This window comes from Ruoffia sp. FAM 26255 (assembly GCF_045528525.1).
Lineage (GTDB): Bacteria > Bacillota > Bacilli > Lactobacillales > Aerococcaceae > Ruoffia > Ruoffia tabacinasalis.
Genome location: NZ_JBGQQX010000037.1, coordinates 1 through 25,661, shown reverse-complemented (window position 1 = coordinate 25,661; position 25,661 = coordinate 1). Strand labels below are relative to the sequence as shown.

At 37.0% G+C, this 25,661-nt stretch carries 28 protein-coding genes and 1 pseudogene; 19 read left to right on the top strand and 10 right to left on the bottom strand.

Going from position 1 to position 25,661, the window contains the following annotated elements:
- Positions 1 to 173 precede the first annotated feature (173 nt).
- The 3 genes from trmB to ACEN31_RS08020 all read right to left on the bottom strand — a co-directional run bounded on the left by trmB (position 174) and on the right by ACEN31_RS08020 (position 2,081).
- Complete coding sequence (trmB, locus tag ACEN31_RS08030) at positions 174 to 821, bottom strand: tRNA (guanosine(46)-N7)-methyltransferase TrmB (RefSeq protein ID WP_407109121.1); 648 nt, start codon at positions 819 to 821, stop codon at positions 174 to 176.
- A 14-nt stretch (positions 822 to 835) separates the two neighbouring features.
- Positions 836 to 1,624, bottom strand: coding sequence for a phosphotransferase family protein (locus ACEN31_RS08025; RefSeq protein ID WP_407109120.1), 789 nt, complete (start codon positions 1,622 to 1,624; stop codon positions 836 to 838).
- Positions 1,625 to 1,712: 88 nt separating this feature from the next.
- A complete protein-coding gene (locus ACEN31_RS08020; protein WP_407109119.1) occupies positions 1,713 to 2,081 on the bottom strand; it encodes a hypothetical protein in 369 nt (122 codons plus the stop codon).
- A 235-nt stretch (positions 2,082 to 2,316) separates the two neighbouring features.
- Between ACEN31_RS08020 and pepA the strand changes: the two genes are divergently transcribed.
- The 18 genes from pepA (at position 2,317) to ACEN31_RS07930 (ending at position 20,379) form a co-directional block, all read left to right on the top strand.
- Complete coding sequence (gene pepA / locus ACEN31_RS08015; protein ID WP_338490560.1) at positions 2,317 to 3,390, top strand: glutamyl aminopeptidase; 1,074 nt, start codon at positions 2,317 to 2,319, stop codon at positions 3,388 to 3,390.
- A gap of 29 nt (positions 3,391 to 3,419) precedes the next feature.
- Complete coding sequence (gene ytpR, locus ACEN31_RS08010) at positions 3,420 to 4,049, top strand: YtpR family tRNA-binding protein (protein ID WP_407090499.1); 630 nt, start codon at positions 3,420 to 3,422, stop codon at positions 4,047 to 4,049.
- A 38-nt stretch (positions 4,050 to 4,087) separates the two neighbouring features.
- A complete protein-coding gene (locus ACEN31_RS08005; protein ID WP_407090500.1) occupies positions 4,088 to 4,696 on the top strand; it encodes a hypothetical protein in 609 nt (202 codons plus the stop codon).
- Positions 4,697 to 4,717: 21 nt separating this feature from the next.
- Complete coding sequence (murC, locus tag ACEN31_RS08000; protein WP_407094879.1) at positions 4,718 to 6,052, top strand: UDP-N-acetylmuramate--L-alanine ligase; 1,335 nt, start codon at positions 4,718 to 4,720, stop codon at positions 6,050 to 6,052.
- A 78-nt stretch (positions 6,053 to 6,130) separates the two neighbouring features.
- Positions 6,131 to 8,794 carry a DNA polymerase I gene (polA, locus tag ACEN31_RS07995; protein WP_407109118.1) on the top strand — a complete coding sequence of 888 codons (2,664 nt, stop codon included), beginning with the start codon at positions 6,131 to 6,133 and terminating at the stop codon, positions 8,792 to 8,794.
- 270 nt (positions 8,795 to 9,064) lie between these two features.
- The gene (locus tag ACEN31_RS07990; protein ID WP_407090502.1) at positions 9,065 to 9,949 is read left to right on the top strand and encodes a glycine betaine ABC transporter substrate-binding protein; all 885 of its coding nucleotides are present in this window, start codon (positions 9,065 to 9,067) and stop codon (positions 9,947 to 9,949) included.
- A 142-nt stretch (positions 9,950 to 10,091) separates the two neighbouring features.
- Complete coding sequence (locus ACEN31_RS07985) at positions 10,092 to 10,727, top strand: ABC transporter permease (protein WP_407090503.1); 636 nt, start codon at positions 10,092 to 10,094, stop codon at positions 10,725 to 10,727.
- Complete coding sequence (locus tag ACEN31_RS07980) at positions 10,720 to 11,487, top strand: ABC transporter ATP-binding protein (RefSeq protein WP_407109117.1); 768 nt, start codon at positions 10,720 to 10,722, stop codon at positions 11,485 to 11,487. The genes ACEN31_RS07985 and ACEN31_RS07980 overlap by 8 nt, the downstream gene beginning before the upstream one ends.
- Positions 11,484 to 12,116: an ABC transporter permease gene (locus tag ACEN31_RS07975; RefSeq protein ID WP_407109116.1), complete on the top strand. Its 633-nt coding sequence runs from the start codon at positions 11,484 to 11,486 to the stop codon at positions 12,114 to 12,116. Before ACEN31_RS07980 ends, ACEN31_RS07975 begins: the two co-directional genes overlap by 4 nt.
- Positions 12,117 to 12,254: 138 nt before the next feature.
- Positions 12,255 to 13,091 (top strand): DNA-formamidopyrimidine glycosylase, encoded by an 837-nt coding sequence (gene mutM, locus ACEN31_RS07970; RefSeq protein WP_407101691.1) that lies wholly within the window; start codon positions 12,255 to 12,257, stop codon positions 13,089 to 13,091.
- A gap of 14 nt (positions 13,092 to 13,105) precedes the next feature.
- Positions 13,106 to 13,702 (top strand): dephospho-CoA kinase, encoded by a 597-nt coding sequence (coaE, locus tag ACEN31_RS07965; RefSeq protein WP_407101689.1) that lies wholly within the window; start codon positions 13,106 to 13,108, stop codon positions 13,700 to 13,702.
- Positions 13,703 to 13,723: 21 nt separating this feature from the next.
- Positions 13,724 to 14,224, top strand: a complete 501-nt coding sequence (gene nrdR, locus ACEN31_RS07960) for a transcriptional regulator NrdR (RefSeq protein ID WP_407109115.1) — start codon at positions 13,724 to 13,726, stop codon at positions 14,222 to 14,224.
- Entirely contained in the window at positions 14,208 to 15,659 is a 1,452-nt protein-coding gene (locus ACEN31_RS07955; RefSeq protein ID WP_407109114.1) for a hypothetical protein, read from the top strand. The genes nrdR and ACEN31_RS07955 overlap by 17 nt, the downstream gene beginning before the upstream one ends.
- Positions 15,659 to 16,588 (top strand): primosomal protein DnaI, encoded by a 930-nt coding sequence (gene dnaI / locus ACEN31_RS07950; protein WP_407090509.1) that lies wholly within the window; start codon positions 15,659 to 15,661, stop codon positions 16,586 to 16,588. Before ACEN31_RS07955 ends, dnaI begins: the two co-directional genes overlap by 1 nt.
- Positions 16,589 to 16,599: 11 nt before the next feature.
- The gene (locus ACEN31_RS07945; protein ID WP_197103861.1) at positions 16,600 to 16,803 is read left to right on the top strand and encodes a hypothetical protein; all 204 of its coding nucleotides are present in this window, start codon (positions 16,600 to 16,602) and stop codon (positions 16,801 to 16,803) included.
- A 384-nt stretch (positions 16,804 to 17,187) separates the two neighbouring features.
- Complete coding sequence (thrS, locus tag ACEN31_RS07940) at positions 17,188 to 19,134, top strand: threonine--tRNA ligase (protein WP_407109113.1); 1,947 nt, start codon at positions 17,188 to 17,190, stop codon at positions 19,132 to 19,134.
- Positions 19,135 to 19,315: 181 nt separating this feature from the next.
- On the top strand, positions 19,316 to 19,678 hold the full coding sequence (locus tag ACEN31_RS07935; protein WP_407090512.1) for a DUF488 domain-containing protein: 363 nt from the start codon (positions 19,316 to 19,318) through the stop codon (positions 19,676 to 19,678).
- A 92-nt stretch (positions 19,679 to 19,770) separates the two neighbouring features.
- The gene (locus ACEN31_RS07930) at positions 19,771 to 20,379 is read left to right on the top strand and encodes a hypothetical protein (RefSeq protein WP_407090513.1); all 609 of its coding nucleotides are present in this window, start codon (positions 19,771 to 19,773) and stop codon (positions 20,377 to 20,379) included.
- A gap of 41 nt (positions 20,380 to 20,420) precedes the next feature.
- Here the strand turns inward: ACEN31_RS07930 and ACEN31_RS07925 are convergent, their stop codons facing one another.
- The 3 genes from ACEN31_RS07925 to ACEN31_RS07915 form a co-directional block, all read right to left on the bottom strand.
- Entirely contained in the window at positions 20,421 to 21,200 is a 780-nt protein-coding gene (locus tag ACEN31_RS07925; RefSeq protein WP_407090514.1) for an ABC transporter permease, read from the bottom strand.
- Positions 21,187 to 21,864 (bottom strand): ATP-binding cassette domain-containing protein, encoded by a 678-nt coding sequence (locus ACEN31_RS07920; protein WP_407090515.1) that lies wholly within the window; start codon positions 21,862 to 21,864, stop codon positions 21,187 to 21,189. Before ACEN31_RS07920 ends, ACEN31_RS07925 begins: the two co-directional genes overlap by 14 nt.
- Before the next feature lie 152 nt (positions 21,865 to 22,016).
- Entirely contained in the window at positions 22,017 to 22,439 is a 423-nt protein-coding gene (locus ACEN31_RS07915) for a cupin domain-containing protein (RefSeq protein ID WP_338488203.1), read from the bottom strand.
- Between the two features lie 284 nt (positions 22,440 to 22,723).
- Between ACEN31_RS07915 and ACEN31_RS07910 the strand changes: the two genes are divergently transcribed.
- Positions 22,724 to 22,879 carry a hypothetical protein gene (locus tag ACEN31_RS07910; RefSeq protein ID WP_407109112.1) on the top strand — a complete coding sequence of 52 codons (156 nt, stop codon included), beginning with the start codon at positions 22,724 to 22,726 and terminating at the stop codon, positions 22,877 to 22,879.
- 70 nt (positions 22,880 to 22,949) lie between these two features.
- On the opposite strand, the gene ACEN31_RS07905 is transcribed toward ACEN31_RS07910, so the two are convergent.
- From ACEN31_RS07905 to ACEN31_RS07890, 4 genes and pseudogenes are all read right to left on the bottom strand, one after another.
- Complete coding sequence (locus ACEN31_RS07905; protein WP_407090829.1) at positions 22,950 to 23,360, bottom strand: DUF2871 domain-containing protein; 411 nt, start codon at positions 23,358 to 23,360, stop codon at positions 22,950 to 22,952.
- Position 23,361: 1 nt separating this feature from the next.
- The gene (locus ACEN31_RS07900) at positions 23,362 to 24,030 is read right to left on the bottom strand and encodes a TetR/AcrR family transcriptional regulator (RefSeq protein WP_407101551.1); all 669 of its coding nucleotides are present in this window, start codon (positions 24,028 to 24,030) and stop codon (positions 23,362 to 23,364) included.
- A 213-nt stretch (positions 24,031 to 24,243) separates the two neighbouring features.
- Entirely contained in the window at positions 24,244 to 25,359 is a 1,116-nt protein-coding gene (gene ald, locus ACEN31_RS07895; RefSeq protein WP_407109111.1) for an alanine dehydrogenase, read from the bottom strand.
- 188 nt (positions 25,360 to 25,547) lie between these two features.
- Positions 25,548 to 25,661, bottom strand: a pseudogene (locus ACEN31_RS07890) (IS30 family transposase); the annotation flags it as partial.

Genomic DNA, 25,661 nt, shown 5'->3' with positions numbered 1-25,661 from the left:
TTTAGAGACCGTATTTTACTTATGACGCGATTATATGTCCCTCAGACAAATAAAAAAGATCAAGCAACAACTTATGCTGCTTGATCTTGATTAAAATGAGTCATCAACCCTATTTGACAAAGAGCCTAAAAAAATAACCTAACCAAACAAAATTTGGTTAGGTTTTTTCGCTTTTACTTATTATTGCGAAAAACAGCTTCTAGGCGATAAATGCGATTACCTCTAGATGAGAATTTTTCTTCATATTCTGTCATGACGTTGCCTTCGAAATCTGACTTGTGTAAATCAAGCCAAACTTGCTTAAAGTACATACCATATTCAGACATACTTTCAAGCGAGTGTTCAAATAGACCTTGGTTATCAGTCTTGAAGTGAACTTCTCCGTTTTCAGGCAGGATGCCTTCATATTGTTTTAAAAATATTGGTGAAGTAAGACGTCTTTTAGCGTGACGTGTTTTTGGCCATGGATCACTAAAGTTTAAGTAAAGTAAGCTGATTTCAGCAGGTGCGAAATATTCACTTAAATCACTGCCGTCCCCATGTAGGATTTGTACATTAGGTAGAGCTTCTTCAATTTGTTTCTCCAAGATTGATACAATCACACTGGTTTGGATTTCAACGGCGATATAATTTATTTCTGGATGGGCTTTTGCCATATTGATAATGAATTGTCCTTTTCCGGATCCAACTTCAATATGGATAGGTTGCTCTTTTTCAAAGCGAGACTGCCACTTACCTTTGTACTCAGCTGGGTCAGCTGGTACGTATTGCGGATATTCATTTAATTTGTCTTGTGCCCAAGGTTTGTTACGTAAACGCATAATTTAATTGCTCCTTAATTGGTTGAATCTTCATAGATAGTTTTAAGTAAAATAATGTATTCATTGGTTTTGTGTTGACGGCCTTCAAGATAATATTGCTTAATTAAATAAAGACAATTCATCATACTATACCAACGAACGCGTTTGTAGAAAGAATTGTTAATAGGGTAGTTATATAACTCAAACCAAGCCATCCATTCACTCGGGGAAAAATAATGTACAAGTATCATTGTAATATCACTTAAAGGATCAGCTACTTTAACACTTTCCCAATCAACGAGATAGAGATGGTCATCATGGCTCTTCAAAAAGTTATTATGATTTAAATCTCCGTGGCATACTGTCCGGCGCACATCATAAAAATCTTTATCAATGGCATCTTCCATATGTCGAATGACTTCGTTTAAGAAATGATTCGAAGCAAGCGTAGGTGACAAATCCACAAAATATTGATTAATAAAATCCAAAGGATAATAATTACGCTCGCCCATTCGTTTGAGCATGAGTAATAAATTATCTGAGCCATGTATTTGACGGATTAATTCAATGACTTCTTTTGAACCCATATCTTCTTTCTTTAATAGACGTCCATCTTTCCATTCCTGGGCGGTAAATGTATCACCGGAGAAAGTTCTTTGCGTCCACATTAATTTGGGGGCAATGCCTTCAGCAGATAATGCTGCGATAAATGGAGAAGTATTTCGTTTAAAGAATACTTTCTCGTCTGATTTTACGCCCATATAAGCATCACCAGATGCACCTGCAATTGGGTGAAGTTCCCAATCGCCTTGTTGGTCATACATAGATTATTCTGCCTCCCCCCAAAAACTAACTTAAAAAAATCACAATATCAAATATTTTACCATGATAAGAATGAGGGTCAATCTTTTTTTAGTTATTTTGATTAATTAAATAATAATCGATAAGTTCACCCGTATAAATATCACTTGCGAATTGATATTGTAAACGACCTTCAGCATTTTCTACAGTTACGCCACCAATGTAAACAAGGGGCTTGTCTTCAAATAAATCATATTCAACTGAATCGTAATCGATCCAAGAACCAACAACGTTTCCATTTTGTCCGAGGCGGTTTTTTGCTGTCTCTAAGACAAGGCCTGCTTTTTTAGGACGGTTTTCTTTAATTAGTAAGGTCGCTGCTGCTCCGATGAGGACACCGGTTGCTAAAAGTAGTCCACCTAAGAGACCGTTATTATCATAATTGTAGTTTAGATTTTTATTGTTTTTATTTTCACTCATGTACTTTCACTCCTAATATTAGATTCTTAAACTAGTTTAACACGTTGTCTGTTTCATGGCTAAAGAAAACCTTGGAAACCATTATATAAAATGTGTATAATGACTGGTTTGATGAGAGAATTTTCAGTGTAATAATAGCTACTTATAAATTGCATTTTGACGTGATTTGTGCAACAATTAGAGGGATTGTTTACAGATAAATTATATTAGAAGGAGGCAGTTTAACTGCATGACTATTAATGATAATCAATTTAAACGAATTAAAGAATTAACTGAATTACAAGGGATTTCCGGTAATGAGGGCGAAGTAAGAGCTTACCTCAAAGAGAAATTAACACCACTTGTTGACGAAGTTGAGATAAGTGGCTTAGGAAATATCTTTGGAATTAAAAAATCATCAACAGAAGATGCACCTAAATTAATGGTTGCAGCTCATATGGATGAAGTTGGTTTCATGGTAAGCCAAATTAACGATAACGGAACATTCAAAGTGACACCGATCGGTGGCTGGAATGTGTACGCTGTATCGGCACAACGTTTTACTTTACAAACAAAACAAGGAAACTATCCTTGTGTCTCAAGTGCAGTGGCTCCTCACTTATTACGCGGAAGCAAAGCACAATCATTAAAACCATCAGATATTTTATTTGATGCTGGTTTTACTTCCAAAGAAGAAGCGATGTCTTATGGCGTACGTCCAGGCGATAGCTTAGTCCCTGATGTAGAGACAATTCGTACAGCGAATAACGAATCAATCATTAGTAAAGCTTGGGATAACCGTTACGGGAGTGCTGTAATCTTAGATACATTAGAAAAAATCCAAGGTCAATCACTTAATTCAGAATTAATTATGGGCGCATCTGTTCAAGAGGAAGTGGGCTTACGTGGTATTCGTGGAGCAGTTCACCGTTATCAACCAGATTTATTCTTAGCGGTTGATTGCTCACCAGCTGCTGATGCTGAAGGTAAGAAAGATGTTCAAGGTCGCTTAGGCGAAGGCTTCTTACTACGCGTTCAAGATCCAGGAATGATTACTCACAAAGGTTTACGTGAATATTTATTAGATACGGCAGAGACAAACAATATTCCGTATCAATATTTCTTCTCAAAAGGTGGAACAGACGCAGGTGCTGCTCACACGATGAATGATGGTGTCATCAGTGGAGTTATTGGTGTGCCAGCGAGATATATTCATGGTCATCAATCACTCTTTAGAATTTCTGACTATGAAGCTGCACAAGCAATGTTAGAAGCTGTAGTCACAACATTTGATCGTACGACTTACGAAACGTTAGTTCAAAATACTTAATATCGGCTGAAAGAAAGGATATAATAATTATGTGGATTGCATTTTACAATGAACAAGGTGTTGGAGATGTCTTAATGTTAACTCGCGGGAAAGCAGACGAGAATCATTTATCAACAGAATCAAATAATGGTGTAACAATCGTGAGAGATAGTACTCAAGATAACGAAGTTATGTCAATTAATTTATTTAATATTTCTGAAACATTTAAACCAAATGGTCATGGGAATGTTGATTTAACTGAAGAGCAAGTGTCTCAAGTTAATGACAAGATTAAAGAAGCGGGATTTGACATTGAAGTAGAGGTTGACTCAAAACCTAAATTCGTAGTAGGATACGTTGAATCATGTAAAAAACACGAGGATAGCGACCATTTATCAGTGACACAAACAAATGTCGGCGGAGAAGTTTTACAAATTGTTTGTGGAGCAGATAATATTGCTGAAGATATGAATGTCCTCGTGGCTCGCCCAGGCGCTACAATGCCTAATGGTATGATTATTTGGCCAGGTGAATTACGTGGTGTTGAGAGTTCTGGTATGATTTGTTCAACCCGTGAATTAGGTTTATCTGATATCGAAGATTTACCAGGTATTTGGGAGTTGAAAGATTCTTTTGAGCCAGGAATGAGCCTTGAAGAAGTTGTCGCTTCATACAAGTAATAAAAGTTGATTAAACTAGTAGTCAAGGATGTGTAATAATGAAAAAATACGAAGGACCCGCATTTAACAACCGAAGTGGTCAGTCAGATAAAAGACGCTTCGCTCATCCAACTCAAGGAATGGATTCTGGTAAATCTAAGTTTGAACCAGCCTATCTGAATCAACAAAAGAAAAAGCAACAACCCAAAGATAATCAGCTGGTTGAAGCGAAAGAAACAAAAGAGGACTCACTTCGTGAACCAAAACAGACAACTCAACAAAGTGGACTGGAACATTATGAGATTCCTTTTTTGAAGAAGCAAAATAAACAGACGACATCGTTAAATACGCAACAGAGCTTAGAAGAAACTCAATTAAATGATGATGAAACATCGATGGTAGTCAGTAACTGGGATGCAACTAAACCGTCTCTGAGGTCCAATTACGAACCTTCATTTAAGAAACAAGTGGCAAATACTCATGAAGTTCAAGATGAAGAAGAACAAATTGAAGACAATTCATTTGAAGAGCGACCTTTCAAAGCGACTGAATTACCAAAACCATATAAGAAACCAAAATTAAGCAACCGACAAGTAGACGAGAATACAAGATTACTAGCTAAAAGATTGCAAAAATCTAAAAACAACTTTTTATTGTTTGAGGACTAGGAGGCAATAAAATATATGAATATGATTAATAAAGAACATAAATATCATTTTGTTGGAATAAAAGGGTCTGGAATGAGTGCTTTAGCACTGATTCTTCATGGCGAAGACTTTGAAGTTCAAGGAAGTGATGTAGGGAAATATTTCTTTACACAACAAGAATTAGAAAACCAAAATATTACGATTTTAGAATTTGATGCTGACAATATTACCGAGGATTTAACAATTATTGCTGGGAATGCATTTAATGATGATCATCCAGAATTAGTTAGAGCCAGAGAATTAGGCTTAGAAATTTATCGTTACCATGACTTTATTGGTGGTTTAATTCAGAACTATACAAGCATTGCAGTGACAGGTTCACACGGTAAGACATCAACAACTGGCTTACTATCACACACATTGAAAAATCTTGCACCGACAAGTTATTTAATTGGTGATGGAACTGGATTTGGGGATGAGACAGCGACATACTTTGCACTAGAAGCATGTGAATACCGCCGTCATTTCTTAGCTTACAAACCGGATTATACTATTGTTACTAACATTGATTTTGATCATCCAGATTACTACCGCTCAATTGAGGATGTATTTGAAGCGATTCAAACGTTCTCTAATCAAGCGAATAAAGCAATTATTGCTTGTGGGGATGACGAATATTTATCGGAATTAAAGGCAGAGGTGCCTATTTATTACTATGGACTGACTGAAGAATCACAAGTACATGCAAAAAATATCGACCGAACTGTTGAAGGGTCTGAATTCGACGTTGTCATTGACGGGGAAGTATTCGGAAGATTTGCAATTCCAGTCTTTGGTGAGCACAATATCTTAAATGCTTTATCAGTCATTACAGTGCTTTATTTAGAAGGCTTTAGAGCAGAAGATGTTAAAGAGCATATCGCAACTTTTGCTGGCGTGAAACGTCGTTTCTCAGCACGTCAAATTCAAGATTTAACAATCATTGATGACTATGCACATCATCCATCTGAGATCACTGCAACCATTGATGCAGCAAAACAACGCTACCCAAATCGTGAAATTGTCGCAATCTTCCAACCCCATACGTTCTCTAGAACGGTGGCGATGTTGAATGAGTTTGCAGAGTCGCTTTCTTTAGCGGATAAAGTGTATCTTGTAGAGATATTTAACTCAGCGCGTGAAGCGAACGGGGAAGTAACCATTGAAGACCTTGCGAAATTAATCCATCAAAATGTTGAAATCATCTCAACGGATCACTTATCACCATTAATGGGTTATAAAGATGCAGTATTCCTGTTCATGGGCGCAGGAGACATTGATGAACTTTCTCGTCAATTTGAGAAAGCATATGCTAACTTAAGCCCGAACCGATTATAGAATAGAAACAACAAGCGGCCAACGAGTTAGAATTCGTTGGCTGTTTGTGCTTAATAATTAAAGATGGAGGAATATTCAATGAGTCAACGTAAAATTATGTTAATTGACGGAAGTAGTCTTGCCTTTCGAGCTTTTTATTCAATCTTAGATTTAGACCGTTTTAAGAACAAATCAGGTCTACACACGAATGCACTTTATAGTTTTCATCGAATGTTAGACAGTGTCATGGAACAATTTCAACCGACACACATATTAGTCGCATTTGACAAAAGTGAAGTGACATTCAGAACGGATATGTTTAAAGAGTATAAAGGCGGGCGACAAAAAACGCCAAGTGAATTCAAAGAACAAATGCCTTATCTTAAAGTCTTATTAGATGCATACGGAATGAAACACTATGATATCTTGCATTATGAAGCGGATGATGTGATTGGAACACTATCGCATCAAGCAGATTCGCATGATGAAGTTATTGTTATTTCTGGAGATAAAGACTTAATTCAACTCGCCACAGACAACGTCACGGTGTATATTACCCGCAAAGGTGTGAGCCAATTAGAAGCTTATACGCCAGAGACAGTGATGGAAACATACGGAGTGACGCCAAAGCAGTTTATTGAGTTAAAAGGTCTAATGGGAGACCCATCGGATAATTACCCAGGTGTCACACGCATCGGTGAGAAGACGGCCATTAAATTAATCAAAGAATATCATTCTGTCGAAGAATTGTATGAGCGTCTTGATGAGTTAAAACCATCTAAGATGAAAGAAAACTTAACCAATGAAAAAGAAGAAGCGTTCATGAGTAGAGAATTAGCTGAAATCTTATTGGAAGCGCCAATTGAAATCGGGATTGACGACATCACTTATGAAGGGAAGAATATTGAAGAGCTCGTTGAATTTTACCGTCAAATGGAATTTAATAGTTTCTTGACTGAACTTCAAGCGACGTCAGATGTCGATATCACAGCGATTGAATCGGACGAACCACAACTTGAATACGACGTACAGTTTGTAGATGCAATCACAGAAGATATTTTACCTAAACAAACAGCAGTATACTTTGAAACTATTGGGGACAATTATCATTTTGATGATGTTTTATATGTTTCTTGGTATGATCAAGTTGCGAATACGGTTTATGTTGCTGAGGCATCTGTCGCTTTAAATGAAACGAATTTCAAAGCTTGGCTAGAAGATGAGTCAGTTGATAAAATTTTATTCGACTCAAAACGAGATGAAGTCTTAACAAGTCATTATGGGATTCAATTAAAAGGAATCATATTTGATACTTTAATTGCGGCTTACCTCGTTGAAGCGAATCATATGGACGAGATTGCGAATGTCGTCAGAGCGCTAGAAGTACCAGTGAATGTTGAGTTAGACGAGATGGTTTACGGAAAAGGTGCTAAGCGAAAATTAGCAGAAGACACAGAGGTAACCGTAAACCATGTCGCAAGTAAAGCCATAGCATTGGATGCGTTAGTAGAGCCATTACGTACTCGTCTAGTTGATTTAGAGATGGATGATCTATACGAAGACATCGAAGTGCCAGTGGCACGTGTTCTAGCTCGAATGGAAATTGCCGGAATTAAAGTAGACGGCGCAACATTAGAAGAGAAGAACGAAGAATTAATCGAACGATTAAAACAAATGGAAGCTCGTATTCACGAATATGCGGGTGAAGAATTTAACGTGAATTCACCAAAACAGTTAGGTGAAATTCTATTCGATAAGATGGGCTTACCAGTCATTAAAAAGACTAAAACAGGCTACAGTACAGCTGCCAACGTTCTTGAAAAACTGTTAGATAAGCATCCCATTATTCAAGAAATTCTTGATTACCGTTCTATCAGTAAACTTCAAGGAACTTACTTAGCTGGCCTACCAGGATATATTAAAGAAGATGGGAAGATCCATACGAAATTCGTCCAAACTTTAACGCAAACGGGTCGTTTAAGTAGTGCGGATCCAAACTTACAAAATATTCCGGTACGTTTAGAAGAAGGCCGTAAAATTCGTCAAGCCTTCATTCCTTCAGAAGAAGGTTGGCAATTATTTGGTGCCGACTATTCGCAAATTGAACTCCGTGTACTTGCGCATATCAGTAAAGAAGAACATATGACGAATGACTTTATTGCGGGTGAAGATATTCACTCGGCTACTGCTAGACGTGTGTTCAACTTAGAATCAAATGCGGATGTTGACAGCAACTTACGTCGCCAAGCTAAGGCCGTAAACTTTGGAATTGTATACGGAATTAGTGACTACGGTCTTTCACAAAACTTAAACATTCCAAGACCTGAAGCGAAAGAATTCATTGAACGCTACTTTGAAATGTACCCAGGTGTTCAGAAATTTATGGATGACATAGTTGAAAAAGCTCGTGAAGATGGTTACGTCAGCACATTATTCCATCGCCGTCGTTATTTACCTGATATTAAGGCAAGCAACTTCAATATTCGTTCATTCGCAGAACGAACAGCGATGAACTCACCGATTCAAGGGACTGCGGCAGATATCTTGAAGATCGCAATGATTCGTCTTCAAAAAGCCATTGATGATGAAGGACTTCAAGCAAGAATCTTATTACAAGTGCATGATGAGTTAATCTTAGAAGCACCTGCAGAGGAGATGGAACGCTTAAGTGAGCTCGTACCAGAAATTATGGAACACGCTGCAAATTTAGACGTACCTTTAGAAGTTGACTATAACCAAGGGATTAATTGGTACGAACTATAATATTGAATACTAGACTCTTACTCTTAATAGGGTGAGGGTCTTTTTTTGGTGTTTTTCCCAGTGTTAACAGGAAGAATAAAAAAAGTGTTTCTGATGTGGCGATTAACGAGAGCAATCTATAATAATTTCGCCTGAAGTTCAATCAATTGCTTGATAGCTAGGATTATCCTATAATTAAATTACTGTTTATTGAAATTGATCACAGTCTCTACGGTGAAAGTGGCGAAAATTTCAACGCCAATCACCTAATTTCATAAAAGGAGTCGAAGTATGAAAAAAGCAAAAAATATAATGATCTTACTCGTCTTAGTCAGCTTAGTTCTTGTCGGTTGTTCTTCCGGCGCTTCAGGTGACAACATAAAAATTGGATCAAAAGACTTCACTGAAAGTCTGATCGTGAGTGAAATTTACGCCTTAGCTTTAGAAGAGAATGGTTACTCAGTCGAGCGCGTACCAAGTATCGCAAGTTCAGTGATTCCACAAGCCATTGAAAATGCAGAAATTGATTTGTATCCAGAATATACTGGGACAGCCTTATTAAGTATCTTCAACTTACCGATGGATACAGATCCTGATAGTGTTGCTGAAACAATTCGTAATGCTTACGAAGAAGGTGGCGAGTTAACGACACTTGAATATGCGCCAGCGAACGATTCACAAGGTATCGCAATTACAACCGCTGCTTCTGAAGAATACGGTATTGATACAATCAGTGATTTACAAGCAAATGCTGAAAACATTCGCTTTGCGTCTCAAGGTGAGTTCGAAGAACGAGAAGACGGCTTAGAAGGACTTGAGGAAGTCTACGGTGAATTCAATTTTGAATCAATCACTGTCTATGATAATAGCTTAAAATATCAAGTCTTAAGTAGTGATGAAGCAGATGCGACACCTGCTTACACGACTGAAGGGCAATTATCGAATACTGATATGTATAAAGTGTTAGAAGATGACCAAAACTTCTGGCCACCCTATAATTTAGTGCCGATTGTTCGCCAAGATGTACTCGAAGCGAACCCTGATATTGAAACTATTATTAATGACATTAACGCAACACTAGATACACAAACCGTTGTTGCTCTGAATGCTAGCGTTGATATTGAGGGGCGAGACTATATGGAAGTTGCGGAAGAATACTATCATTCGATTCAATAAACCAAGCACACAAATTTTACGCGAGTAGAAGAAAGCTCTCTACTTGCGTATTTTTATTGGAAACAAGTATTTTGGGAAAAGAGTCTAAATCATGTAAACTATACAGAAGATGCGACAACAAATTAGAATTGGAGGGAATTGCTTGCTTAAACAAATCATTGAATACTTTCAAACAGACGCTAGTGAGTTCACCGGATATTTGGTCCAACATATTAAACTAAGTCTAATAGCCTTAATTATTGCGATATGTATCGGCATACCCTTAGGTTATTTTAGTTACCGAAATAAGAAGGTAGGTGAGGTCTTAACAACGTCTTCGCAATTACTGCGTATTATACCGAGTCTAGCGGTGTTATTCATCTTAATACCAATCATAGGGGTGGGAGAATTACCGGCACTGATTGCGTTAACTTTTCTGGCCATTCCGCCAATTATTATGAATACGATTCTTGGCTTTAATGAAATTCCAGCGATCACTATAGAAGTGGCTCGGGGCATTGGAATGAACCAGAAACAATTACGTAACCGGATTGAAATTCCACTTGCAGCGCCTTACATTTTAAATGGAATTAAACTAGCCTTAGTTGAAATTATTGCCAGTGCAACTTTAGCAACTTATATCGGAGCCGGAGGATTGGGAACGTTAATCTTCACTGGGTTAGGACTTTACCGAATGGATTTATTAGTCATCGGTGGGGGAACGGTGGCATTATTATCGCTATTAAGTATGGCTTTAATGGATTTATTAATAGAGAAAGTGGGGGAGAACCATGGCTAATACTAAGATAAAATTCAGAAACATCAACAAATCTTTTGGTGACAAAGAAATCATCAAAGATTTGTCATTTAATATTGAAGAAGGTCAATTCATAACGATTCTTGGCTCATCTGGGTCAGGTAAGACAACGACTTTAAAAATGGTCAACCGCTTGATCGAACCAAACAGTGGTCAAATTGAAATCAATGATAAAGAAATTAAAGAGTATGATTTAATCGAATTGCGCCGACAAATCGGCTATGTTGTTCAACAAATTGGACTTTTCCCACACATTACGATTGAAAAGAATATTGCTACCGTGCCAGAATTACTTGGCTGGGAACCAGAAAAGATTAAAGAACGCGTAACAGAACTAATGGCTTTAATTCAATTGCCGTATTCCGAATATGCACACCGATATCCTAAGCAATTATCCGGTGGTCAACAACAGCGTATTGGCGTGGCACGTGCACTCGCAGCCAATCCTCAAATTATGTTGTTGGACGAGCCTTTTGGTTCTGTTGATGCGATTACCCGTAAAGAATTGCAGTCACAAATTAAAGCAATCCATGCAGAATTAGACAGTAAAACATTCCTATTCGTTACACATGACATCAATGAAGCCTTCTTACTCGGCGATCGCGTAATGATTATGGATAAAGGACGCATCGAGCAATATGATACACCTCAAAATATTATAAAAAATCCAAAAGGTGCATTCGTGAATAGTTTATTAGATACGGTTCGCGAAGAAGAATCATTATGGAGTGAGTTAATATGATTGATTACTTAGTTCGATATAGTGACCGTCTTATTGATGCGACAGTAACACATCTGCAACTTGTGACCATCTCATTACTCATCGCCATTGCGATTGCTGGCGTGATTATCTATACTTTAATTCATAACCAAAGATGGTTAAAGCGACTGACTTACTTTTTCTCTGCTTTATATTCCGTTCCAAGTTATGCTTTGTTTGCGCTATTAATTCCTGTGACAGGCTTAGGCGCAGATATGGCTATGATTGTCCTCACATTGTACTGTGAATATATTTTGCTGCGGACCTTTAGTACAGGAATACAAGAAATTGACCCTATGATTGTGGAAGCAGCTATCGGGATGGGAATGACGGATAAAGAATTATTCTTTCGAATCTACCTGCCACTTTCTTCTAAGGCAATCTTTAGTGGGATACGACTTGCCATGACTTCGAGTATCGGAATTGCGACCATTGGTGCGACAATTAATGCTGGAGGCTTGGGAACGATTCTCTTCTCAGGTTTAAGAACACAAGACATGGTTCAAATTCTTTGGGGGATGATTTTGACGGTTTTATTATGTATTGCGTGCAACTTTATCTTAATACAAATTGAAAAATTTGCGTTAAGGAATTATGAAGTGGAAGGTTAATTTGCTTATAAAAGTTTGAAATTACTTGGTGACTCCCAAATGTGAAAGCATTTGGGTATTTTAATATAATTCGGTATTTTATGTCCAAAGTATATAGAAATTTTGTTATAATTATCATATGTAGAAAGAGGTGCTTGCATGCCCGAGTTACCGGAAGTTGAAGTAAATCGAAAAGGTTTAGACAAATTAGTCAAAGATAAAAAAATTAAAAATATTAACGTCTTTTGGAAGCGAATTGTTGTTCAATTTGAAGAGAATCCAAATGTCCTTCTGCCCTTAATTGATGAGACCATATTATCGGTGGACAGACGAGGTAAATACTTATTATTCCGTTTTCCTGATGGTTATTTAGTATCTCATTTGCGGATGGAAGGAAAGTATTTTTATTTTCCAAAAGGGGAAGTACCACTAACAAAAGACAAACATACGCATGTCATCATTGAGTTTCATGATAAGAGCCAATTACATTATAATGATGTACGGAAATTTGGTAGAATGGAGTATGTTCCAAAATATTTAATTGAAGCATTCTTTGCCGAACGAAAGATTGGTCCAGAACCAACGGAAGCAGAGTTTCATTTAGAGGACTTCAAAGATCAATTAGAGAAGTCAAAGCAACCTATCAAATCGGCTTTGTTATCACAAAAGATAGTAACTGGCTTAGGAAATATTTATGTGGATGAAGTCCTATTCGAAGCGCAGATTCACCCACAAACAGCCGGATTCCAACTATCAGATAAACAAATCAATACCTTGTATCATGCTATAATTCATATAATGAGTAAGGCAGTGGAACTTGGTGGATCAACGATTCGAAGTTACCGCAATACTGTTGGAGAAGCAGGACGCTATCAGAACGAATTAAAAGTATATGGTAAGACCGGTGAGCCTTGTGTCCGGTGTCAAACTCCCATTGAGAAAATCCGCGTAGTCCAAAGAGGGACGCACTTTTGTCCCGTATGCCAAAGATTATAACAGGAGATAAACGTATGAAAGCTATTGCTATAACAGGAAGTATCGCTACTGGTAAATCCACGGTTTCAAAGTATTTAATTCAACAAGGGTATCCAGTGATTGATACAGATATTATTAGTCGTATTGTGGTTGAAAAAGGCACTGTCGGCTTAGAGCGTCTGAAAGAAAATTTCGGTGAAGGTATTATCCAAGAAGATGGAACGTTAAACAGAAAAGCTTTAAGCAATATTGTGTTTAATGACGCAGCGAGTAAAGAGAAACTCAATCAGATTTTACATCCGTTAATTTCTAAAGAATCCAAAGAGAGAATGGCAGCATATAAAGAAGAAGGCCATTCATTGATCTTTGTGGATATTCCTTTGTATTATGAAGTGGATATAGATATTCCAACGGATGCTGTCTGGCTTGTATACGTATCCCCAGACATTCAATTAGAACGCTTAATGAAGCGGAATCTAATGAGTGAAGAAGATGCACGCCAACTTATTAGCAATCAGATATCGATTCAAGATAAGGCCAAATGGAGCGAAATCGTGATTGATAATTCAAACACACTTGAAGAGACTCATAAACAAATCGATCAACTATTAAAAGCAGAGAATAACAAGTAATTACTTAAGGAGGTATGTACAATGCAATGTCCTAAATGTCAGGGTCAGTCATCCAAAGTGATTGACTCACGTCCGGCAGAAGAGGGTCAATCCATTCGTCGAAGAAGAGAATGTTTACAGTGTGGCTTTCGCTTCAATACTCATGAGCGGATCGAGCAATCACCATTACTAGTAGTAAAACGCGATGGTACGCGTGAAGAATTTAATCGAGATAAATTAATGCGAGGCATTGTTCGAAGTGCGGAAAAACGGCCGATTGCGGTGGAGCAGATGAATGAACTTGTGAATCAAGTGGAAGAGTCCATTCGAGATGACGCTGACCAAGAGATCGAGACAAGCCGTATTGGGGAATATGTCATGCCTCTTCTTATGGAATTGGATGAGGTTGCCTACATTCGCTTTGCGAGTGTCTACCGTGAATTCCAATCGCGTGAGAGTTTCATGAAAGAATTAGAATCTATGGCAGGTAAGCATAGATCACAGATTGAGGAAGGTCAAGATCAAGATGAGCCTAACCATTAATCCGCTTCAACCCTTTGTTTTAAAAGGGCAAGCAGATATTTCAGCTAATTATCTAGAAAGTTTAACTCATTTATATCAACCAATTATCGGTCCAGAAAGTATGGGTCTATACTTAACGCTAATGTCAATGCCAACAACTGTTCACTTGGATAGTCGCAGATCATTACGTCATCAAATTTTACTACTTCACTTGAACATTGGTATTAAAGAATTGAACGAAGCACGGATAAAACTCGAGGCCGTCGGTTTAATGCGAACATATCGCGATATGAAATCAAATTCGAATCCCGTACATCAAACAATTCTCTATGATTTAAAATTGCCCCTACTCAATCAAGCCTTTTTCCAAGATGCTTTATTAAGTACAGCTTTATTAAATCAATTGGGCGAGAAAGACTACGAAGAGTTAACAACACTTTTAACTGTAGAAGCGATTGATGAGGATCGTTATGCTGAGGAGACGTCCACCTTTCAAAAGGCGTTATATCCTATTCAAGTCAATGAAGCTGCTACAAAAGTTATTGACGAACAACCAGATAAAGTGCATAATTATGCACCAGGTTTAGAATATAATCGATTTATTTCTTATGTAATTTCTGAAGGAATAAACCATTCAGAATTATCTGAAGAATTGAAAAAACAGATTTATGCGATCCATGATATTTACGGCAATACAGAAAGCGAGTTAGCTAATCTAGTATACTTAGCTATGGATAAAACTACCGGAAATGTAAATTTAAATGACTTGAAGAAAATTGCTCAAAGACAAAATAAAAAAGCTGAATCGAATTGGCAATCGAATTTGCAACAAGACCAACTTGAGCCAAGGACGAAGTCGAACCGAACGTCTCGAATGCATACAAAAGAAGAAGTAGAAGACCGCAGACAACAATTAAAAGCGCAACATCCTGAATTAGCGCCAGAAGCGGTTCAATTGGTGATTTCGTGTGAACAAATGCCGAGTAATGCATTCTTGAATAAGATGAAGCAAGCCAAAAAAACTTTCGCGACCGATTCAGAGCATTTTTATATTAGAGATTTAGCAGAAAAAACACGTTTAAACGAACATGTTGTGAACTTTTTAATCTACTATCTTTTAGTGATTAACGACAGACCGAATATTTATAAAGGCGAATTGCAACGTGTAGCGAGTGAATGGGAACAAGAGGAATTAACGAATATCCCTAAGGCGATGCAATATGTGAAAGAACAACGCAAGAAGAAAGAAATCGAACAGAAGCAAAGAGAAAACCGTTCGAATTACAAGAAACGTGGACAATCCCAGCATCAAGAGATTATTCCATCTTGGATGAAGGATAAGGAACAGTTCGAGCAACAACAAGAGACTCCTCAAACTGCATCTCAACCGCAATATAGTGAAGATGAGATGCGTAAGCGTCTGAATGAGTTAATAGGGGAAGAAGGTGATTCATAGTGCAAAAAATTAATCAAATACTGACTCGGTTTACAAGAGATCCTAAGTTTCAAGCAGATTATAAAGCGACCGTCGATTATGTCTTAAATCATCCCGATGTCAAAGCGTTTGTGAACCAGCATGAAGAGGCCATTTCTCAAGAAATAATTGAAAATTCGCTTTCTAAATTGAATGAATTCGCACGGGAAATGGATCTATTAAGAAAAGGAGAGCAAGGACAAAACCCTGGTTTTAAACCAGTTTTGTTCTTGAATTATAATTACATCGATGTGTCATATGTACCAACGAAGGCCTACTATGACAACAAAGAGAAGCAGCAACAAAGAAGTTTACTAGACAACCGAATGATGTCTGCGGATGTTAGAGAAGCAACCTTGACTGAGTATTATGCCAATACAGAGTCGCGTAAGCAACTTTTAGCCGAAGTGATCAGCTTTTTAGATGAGTACAAGAAGAACCCACATCGTGCTCAAGGCTTATACATTTCTGGGGAATTCGGTGTAGGGAAGACTTATTTACTGGGTGCGTTAGCCAATGCACTGGTGAAGTTGAATAAAAGTGTGACGATGATGCATTATCCAACTTTTACAACGGAGATTAAATCAACCTTTGTGGATAACTCAACACAACAAGTGTTAACAGATGTGAAGTCGGTCGATATCCTAATTATTGATGACATCGGAGCTGAAGCTAATACCGTTTGGGTACGTGATGAAGTATTGACGACCATTCTTGAATACCGTATGAAGGAGTCATTACCTACATTCTTCTCGTCGAACTTTAACTTAAAAGAGATCGAAAGCCACTTAGCTCACTCAAGAGATGGTGGTAACGAAACAATTAAAGCCAAGCGAATTATGGAAAGAATTCGTTTCCTAGCAAAAGAAGTCTCCCTTACAGGAGAGAACTTAAGACATATAAATAGATAAGGAGGGATGATTTGAACCGTAATCCTGAAGAAGAACTCAAACAAAAGCGACTACTCATGATTTATTTTGGAATCGCCTTAGCCATTCAAGTAATCGTCTTATTCATCTATTATTTTAGAGAAGGACAAACACAATTGGCCTTTCCAATGCTTCTGGGTATTTTTATTACAGGTGCTGGCTTGGTGACGCTTTCTCAGTTTGGTAAGCGACAATAGGACTTGTAATTCAATAAAAGTCATGATATAAATATGATATAGCTTTTGCTGCCATTAGGAAGCGAAAAGCCCTTAAATGAATAAACGACTTTACATGAAGACAACTTTGTAAACTCAATGCTTTCAGAGAGGGATGATTTGGTGCGACATCCTACATTGCTTTATATAAGACCCCTTCATATACTTTTACTCTGAACTCGGTTTCGATATTAGGAGTAGACGCAGACGCCCGTTAAGCTTGAACGAAGTTCATAGAACACTCATTTAGTGTCTCTACGGAAAAAATTGGGTGGAACCACGTATTAAATTTCACGTCCCATTGATTGAGTATACGCTCAGTCAATGGGATTTTTTTGTATATTTTAAAAAAAGAGGAGAATGGTCATGGACAAAATTAAATTAACGTTTCCAGATGGAAATGTAAAAGAATTTGACGCAGGTATTACAATTGCTGATGTTGCTGATTCAATTAGTAAATCACTTAAAAAAGCAGCCTTAGCAGGAAAACTAGATGGGGAAATTATTGATTACCATACACCGATTACTAAAGATGGTGCGATTGAAGTTATCACAAACAAAAGCCCTGAAGCTTTAGAATTAATGCGTCACTCATCAGCGCATCTATTAGCACATGCGTTAACTCGTTTATACCCAGGGATTCAATTTGGCGTAGGACCAGCGATTGAATCAGGATTCTACTACGATACTTATAAAGACGATCCAATCACTGAAGAAGACTTACCTAAGATTGAAAAAGAAATGAAGAAAATTATCTCAGAAAACCACGACATTGTTGGTCGCGTCGTTTCTAGAGAAGAAGCCTTAGAAATCTTCAAAGATGATACTTTCAAACAAGAATTAATTAAAGAACTTCCGGAAGATGAAGAAATTTCGGTTTACCAACAAGGTGAATTTGTTGACTTATGTCGCAGGGGACACATGCCTTCAACAGGTAAGATTAAAATGGTTAAATTATTATCACTGGCTGGTGCATACTGGAGAGGGAATTCAGATAACACTATGATGCAACGTGTTTACGGTACTGCATTCTTCAAACAAGATGAATTAGATGAATTCTTACGTGTACGTGAAGAAGCAAGAGAACGTGACCACCGTAAGTTAGGTAAAGAACTCGGTATCTTCATGATTAATCAAGAAGCAGGGCAAGGTCTCCCATTCTGGTTACCAAACGGGGCAACAATCCGTCGTACCATTGAACGTTACATTATGGATAAAGAAATTAACTTAGGTTATGAACATGTGTATACACCAATCATGGCTAAATCAGATTTATATAAAACTTCTGGTCACTGGGATCACTATAAAGATGACATGTTCCCATTAATGGATATGGGTGACGGCGAAATGCTAGCCCTACGTCCAATGAACTGTCCACATCACATGTTAATTTACAAAAACGACATCCACTCTTACCGTGAATTACCAATCCGTATTGCGGAATTAGGTATGATGCACCGTTACGAAAAATCAGGTGCCTTATCAGGATTACAACGTGTACGTGAGATGACATTGAACGACGCGCATATCTTTGTACGTCCTGACCAAATTAAAGAAGAATTCAAACGCGTACTGAAATTAATTGAAGATGTATACAACGACTTTAATATTACAGATTACCGCTTCCGCTTAAGCTACCGCGATCCAGAAGATAAAGAGAAATACTTTGATGACGATCAAATGTGGGAAAAAGCAGAAGCAATGTTAAAAGAAGCGATGGACGAATTAGGTCTAGAATACTTTGAAGCGATTGGTGAAGCAGCCTTCTACGGACCTAAATTAGACGTACAATTCAAGACGGCCATTGGTCTTGAAGAAACAATGTCTACGGTTCAATTAGACTTCTTATTACCAGAACGCTTTGAATTAACCTATGTCGGTGAAGATGGACATAATACTCACCGTCCAGTAGTTATTCACCGTGGGGTTGTATCAACAATGGAACGTTTCGTTGCTTACTTAATCGAAGAGTATAAAGGGGCATTCCCAACATGGTTAGCGCCTGTTCAAGCAGTATTATTACCTGTAAGTAATGATGCGCATGGTGACCGTATTGAAGAACTTTACCATGATTTAAGAGCGAAAGGTTACCGCGTTGAGATGGACTTACGTAACGAAAAATTAGGTTACAAGATTCGTGAAGCTCAAACGTCTAAAGTACCATACCAAATCGTTATTGGAGACCAAGAGGTGGAAGACGGCACAGTGAATATCCGTCCATACAGCTCTAAAGATTCTCAAACAATGACTTACGACGAGTTTGTTGAATACCTTGAGAAAGATATCGCATCAAAAAGTCGTGACTCTGAATAATTTAAATAGTTAATAGCAGAACAGCTCAACCGTTGTGGTTTATGACCATGATTGTTGAGCTTTTTTGCATGGAAGTGAGGGACTAAAGTGCCGACCACAATTTGCGTATCTCGTGACTTTACTTTAAGTTAGCGCTAAGCTAATTATATACAGCTTTAAACAACTTAAGGAGGATTATATTATGGCGAAAATACATATTAAAAGAGCTTATGATGATGCTAAAGACCAAGATGGTTACCGCATACTAGTGGACCGTCAATGGCCGAGAGGCATTAAGAAAGAAGACTTACATCATGATGAGTGGTTTAAAGACATGGCCCCTTCATCAGACGTACGTAAAGACTTTGATCATGAAGAGGGTAAATTCTCATGGTTCAAAGAAAAATATGAAGAAGAGTTGAACAATCATGATGAGAAAAATTCTTGGCTAGCTTTGGTCAAAGAAAAATTAGATGATGGTCCTGTAACTTTGTTATATGCAGCTAAGGATAAGGACAATAATAATGCTGTTGTATTAAAAGAATGGACAGAGGATCATCTATAAAAATACTCGATACAATCAATTTCATTTTACTTTTAACTAATAACATCGGTATAATGGAACGAAAGAGATTAAAAAATTGAGGAGGAAAATAAATGGTCTTTGAAATTGTAGTGATAGTAATATTAGTTATCTTACTCATCAACCAATTTAACTTATGGAATCGCTTTACAGTTTGGTTTAATCAACAATCTGGTAGCGAAGTGGGAGAAAATGGACGCAATTATAAGGGGTATATCTTTATCGTACTCATTGGAGCAATCTTCGCTTTCATCACAGCTTACTTTCAAACAGCTAGAGAGATTAACTTTGCAGCAACATCTTTAGCGCTTGAGCAATTAGCAATGAATAGCGAAGTGATTGCGGAATCAGCAATGAATGCCCAAACTGCTGCGTTTCAGAATGCTTTTGATTTCACGTCATTGTACTGGCAAAAATTCTTTGAAAATGCGACACTATTTATCCTATTACCAGTCTTAATTAGTTTAGGAACAGTATTCATGCAAGATGAAATGAAGAAAACAAAAGAAGAGTTAGCGCAAGTTACGATTGGTGATTCGAAAAAAGTTGAACCAGAACCTGAAATAGAAGTCGCAGAAACAACTGAACCCACAGAAGAACCTATAGTCAATGAAGACATCACTGTATTAGCTGAAGAAGAAATCAAGGAAGAAGCAGACGACGATACATCTGAATTGTCATAACAAAAAATGAGTTAGTGAGATTTTCTCACTAACTCATTTTTTTATTTATCTTTTAATCGATTTGTACGTAATTGGTTTCGGTCACTAAAGAATGAACGATACGTTAAGTAAGTCGCGATATAAGTAGAAATTGCCGCAGAGGCTAGCATCATAAACATAACCATAATTTGATAAAGAATGGCTTTAGCAGGATCAATTCCCGCAAACATCAAACCAGCCATCATCCCTGGTAAAGTCACTATTCCTACCGTCTTCGTATTATCAATCGTTGGTTGTAACCCCCGACTCATTGTTGCTTTTAGAATCGATTGGGAAGCTTGATAAGGTGTCGCACCAAGAGCCAGTTTTTCTTGAACGGCTTGTGCTTGGTCTGTAAACGTCTGTGATAGGGTAGAGAAGGCTAAACCAATCGAACTCATTGAGCCCCCGATAATCATCCCAGTAATTGGAATAAGTTGAGAGGGTGTGAATTCTAAACTACCTGAAAGTACAAGCACACTAATCGTAATCGTCGCTGTGGTTAAAATCGCAATTAAAGAATTGATAAAAGCGTTTTTCAGCCCTTTACCACGTTGTCCCGCATTCCAGCTAGCATTCAATATCATGACTAGCATCATCGCTAGTGTTACAAATGTGTTATTAACTTGGAAAATTCCTTGTAATAGGAACCCAACCACAACGAGTTGAACAATCATGCGGACAATCGCAATAATTAACTCTTTTTCAAGTTTTAATTTTTTTCGGTATGAAATGATAATCGCAATAATGACTAAAATAAATGATAAAACTAAAGAAGTTGGGGTTACATTAAGCTGGTTCATGATTATCCTCACTTTCATCGAAGCCTATCTTATCTAAGGTGATAAATCGGTCAGCTAATTGTTGTTCTTTTTTAATGTGGCTGACTATAATCACTGTCACATTGTTTTCCTTACGGTATTGATTTAACCATTCCCAGATGATTTTTCGAGTATCTGAATCTAACGCACTTGTAATTTCATCCAGTAAGAGAATATCAGGGCGGAATTGAACGTTACGAATTAAAGCCACACGTTGTTTCTCTCCACCAGATAAAGTTGTAATGTCTTTATCCAAATACGACTTCGGTAATTGAACATGTGAAAGTAAATCTTTCGCAAGCTCTTCATCAAAGTCCATATCGCGAATATCATAACTAAACTGTAAGTTATCTCGCACCGTCTCACCAAATAAGGTTGGCGATTGGAAATAATAAGAGACATTTTGACGTAATTCAATGGGGTCAATGTCCTCGGCATTCTCACCTTTGAATAGATAGTCACCTGACGTTGTTAAGGCAGGGCTTTGTAATTGCGCAAGGTATTTGAGTACGGTACTTTTACCGCTCCCAGAAGGGCCATTAATCGTAAGAATTTCGTTGGGTTGAACGTCAAATGATAAGTTACTTATGATTGTTTGCGTATTGGTTTTAATTGTTAGATTATTAATCTGTATAAGTTCTGACACGGTAATCACCTTTCTTTGAAAAACATATAACCTAATTGTAAGCATTCTAAAAGGCCAATGCAAGATATACTAATAAAAAATATATATAAAAACTCTGAGCCAATGTCATGAACTAACATCGGATCAGAGTTGTTTTGTTAATGATTGATTATTTAATGTTCATTCGGATCGTTTTCTGCATCTGCATGAGTCGGGTGGACTGTTCCTTCTAAGTGATCGGGTCCAGCATATATTGTATATAACTTAAGTGGTTTAGCTCCAGTATTCTCGATATTATGCCACTTATTTGCGGGCACAAATACAGCATCATCATCAGATACTTTTATTTGTACATTTAAATCATCTTCAGTTGGCCCCATCTTACATAAGCCTTCACCATCTTCAATTCGAATAAATTGATCAATGCCTTCGTGTACTTCTAAACCAATATCATCACCTGGTTGAATTGACATGACAGTTACTTGTAATTTTTCGCCTGTCCAAATTGTCGTACGATAGTTATTATTTTCCTTCGTTGCATCTTCGATATTTATTACATACGGCTTTTTACCATGGTCCTTGTAGTCAAATTCCATATTAAATCCTCCTCGTAATAGTTCACACATCTAAAATACATATGTTACATAGACAATAACATTTACATAAAAGTTTGTCAAATAATATAAATGTTGTTTATAAAAAAAGTATTGAGGGAGCAAAATATATTTATATTAAACAATGATTTGAAGGGGCACAATGAGAGAATAGTTTTCTAGATTTAAAGGCAAGCTTATAAGGCAAAGGTATAGTTATACGAGAATAGTCAACAACAGATAAATGAATCACTTATATAAGCAATACAAGTGAGGGTGATACATTGTTGGATCGATATTATCAACAATATAAAAAAGAAGTTATAAAATCAATTGATATTCCTGAAGAGAATTTATTAATAACGATCGAAACAATTAATCAACTAAAAAATTATTTCACCGAAGCTGTTGAAAAGATTGATCAAATAAATAACTCGAATTAATCAGGTACAAGCTATTAAGAGCCCCCTTAAATCCAAACGAGGATTAAAAGGGGGCTCTTCTTAAATAAAACTATTTAACTGCTTTAATACTATCTATTAATACTTTAAAGAAAAAGCCAAGACCAATTGTTAGTAGAATATGCCCAATACCAGCAATCCCAGACATCATTTCGGATGATTCCATTCCCATCACAATCATTGATCCATGGATTAACATAATTAGTAAAGATAAGCCTAAACCGGATTGGTAGAACATAATGAATTTTTTATAATGGCGGTGTGCGCTTAATTTAAATTGGTGTTCAAGAATTAATACAATTAAGAAAAAGAACATTCCTAAAATTAAAGTGTGTGTGTGTAATACCCCTAATTGAGTATAGCCAGTAAAGTCATAAATTCGAGCGAATTCACGATCAAATAATCCGAAAGCCAGACCTAAAATCATATAAATCATACTCGTACGTGCTAATTTGTGTTGCATATTACTCTCCTTTTGTGTTGTTTAAGCCATGAAGTAACCAAGAAATCTTTCGATTGTATTCTAAGAGAAGTGTTTGTGAATCCCACTCATTGGCGATAAATTCAGTTAAACTATTTGTAACCAATGACATGACAAAGTATAAAAAGCTGATTGCTTCTTTTTTATTTGAGATATCAAGGTGGTTCTTTTCTAATATCGAAAACCAATGATCAAACATCTTTGATTCAGATGGAACTTTACGACGTCTCGAGAATATTAATTGATCACTTCCTGTTAAGAATTTGATTTGTTTCCATCGAATATCCTGATGATCGAGGTGACTAATTTCCTTCAAGTAATTCGCAATCCCATCAAATAGGGCATTCTCACTTTGTTGAATGTGCTGCATAATATCAATATGAATTGCGCGTGCAACGGTTGATATTAAGTAATCATTCGCATCAGCCAAATCTTTAAAATACTTATAAAAAGCGCCCCGAGACATATTCATTAAAGAAATGATTTCCGATACCTTCACTTGACTCAGCGGCTGATCGTAAAGAACATCCAATAAAATCAATTCAATCTGTACGCGTTTTTCAGCATCTAAATGTAAAAAAGTATCTTTTGGAATATCAAAACCTCCTCTATAACTTATTAGTGACAGAGTGTCACTATGTGAGTATAGCACGAGAGTGACACTTTGTCACTCTGAAAAAGAGGTATAACTTAAATTATAAACATTACATAGAATAATGCCGGCCCATCATGCGAGAAGAAAACCGGTGTTATGAATCTAAAAGTATGAAAAGAATATTTCGGCATGCTCATTCTAAATGACGCAGTAGGTAATGTACGGCAAAAAAAACGTCATCCTTATAAGGATGACGTTTTTTGAATTAAATTAATCATTTAATAATTCTTTAGCTTCTTGATATTCACGGTCTTGAGATTCAGCAACACCTTCTTGAGTAAGAATACCTTTATAAGTATTAATTCCTGTTAAGATTGTTGAGTTACCTAAAGCTGCTTCTTTAACACCTTTGTTGATAATTTCTTGTGCGTAACGTAATGTTACGTTAGTTAATCCTAATGTCGCAGTTCGTGGTACAGCACCTGGAATGTTTGCAACTGTATAGTGAACAACACCATGTTTAATGTATACAGGGTCTTTATGTGTTGTCGCGTGAGTCGTTGTTTCAAAGTTACCACCTTGGTCAACAGCGATATCGACGATCACAGATCCTTCTTTCATTGTTTTAACCATATCTTCAGTTACTAAGATTGGTGCGCGACGTCCTGGGATTAATACAGAACCAATAGCCACGTCAGCATCTTGGATTACTTTCGCAATATTTTCTTCAGTAGACATTAGTGTTTCAACTTGTCCACCTAATAAGTCTTCTAATTCAGCTAAACGTTGTGGATTAATATCTAAAATTGTTACTTTAGCTCCCATACCAACTGAGAGTCTCGCTGAGTTGTATCCCACGATACCTCCACCAATAACAACAACGTGGGCACTGCTCACGCCTGGTAGACCATCTAATAGAATTCCACGTCCACCATTATGTTTTTCTAAGAAGTGAGCACCAATTTGAACAGCCATACGTCCTGCTACTTCACTCATTGGGATAAGTAATGGTAGCGCACCATTCTCAACCATTGTTTCGTATGCGATTCCTGTAACACCTTTATCTAGAAGAGCTTGTGTTAATTTTACTTCTGGAGCAAGATGTAAATATGCGAATAAGATTAATCCATCGTGGAAGTAATCATATTCTGCTGGTAGAGGTTCTTTTACTTTAATTACCATATCAGCGGCCCATACGTCTTTTGCATCATCTTTGATTTCTGCGCCAGCTTCAATATATTCCTCATCAGTAAAACCTGATCCGTCACCAGCGTGTTTTTCAACATACACAGTATTACCTGCATCCACTAACGTTTGCACGTTACCAGGTGTCATACCAACGCGATCTTCATTTGGTTTAATTTCTTTCGGAATTCCAATTATCATAAATATTTCTCTCCTCAAATTTCTTTTTCGATTGTCAAATATAAATTTCCAACAAATTTAGTATATCATGATTAGTGAAAAAGTTATAATGATATACTTAATTTTTTTAAAAAAGCGTATTATTGGTATTTTCATACTAATAAGACAGAAAACATAGAAAAAATATTATGTTTTTATATTTTGATTTGTCAAATTAAGCTAGACAAAACTGCTTCATCTAAGTAACTCAAAAATACTTCCAACGGTGTTCGGTAGTGTAAGGATTTCCGTGGAATCGTGTTCCGTTTGTGTGCAATCGATGA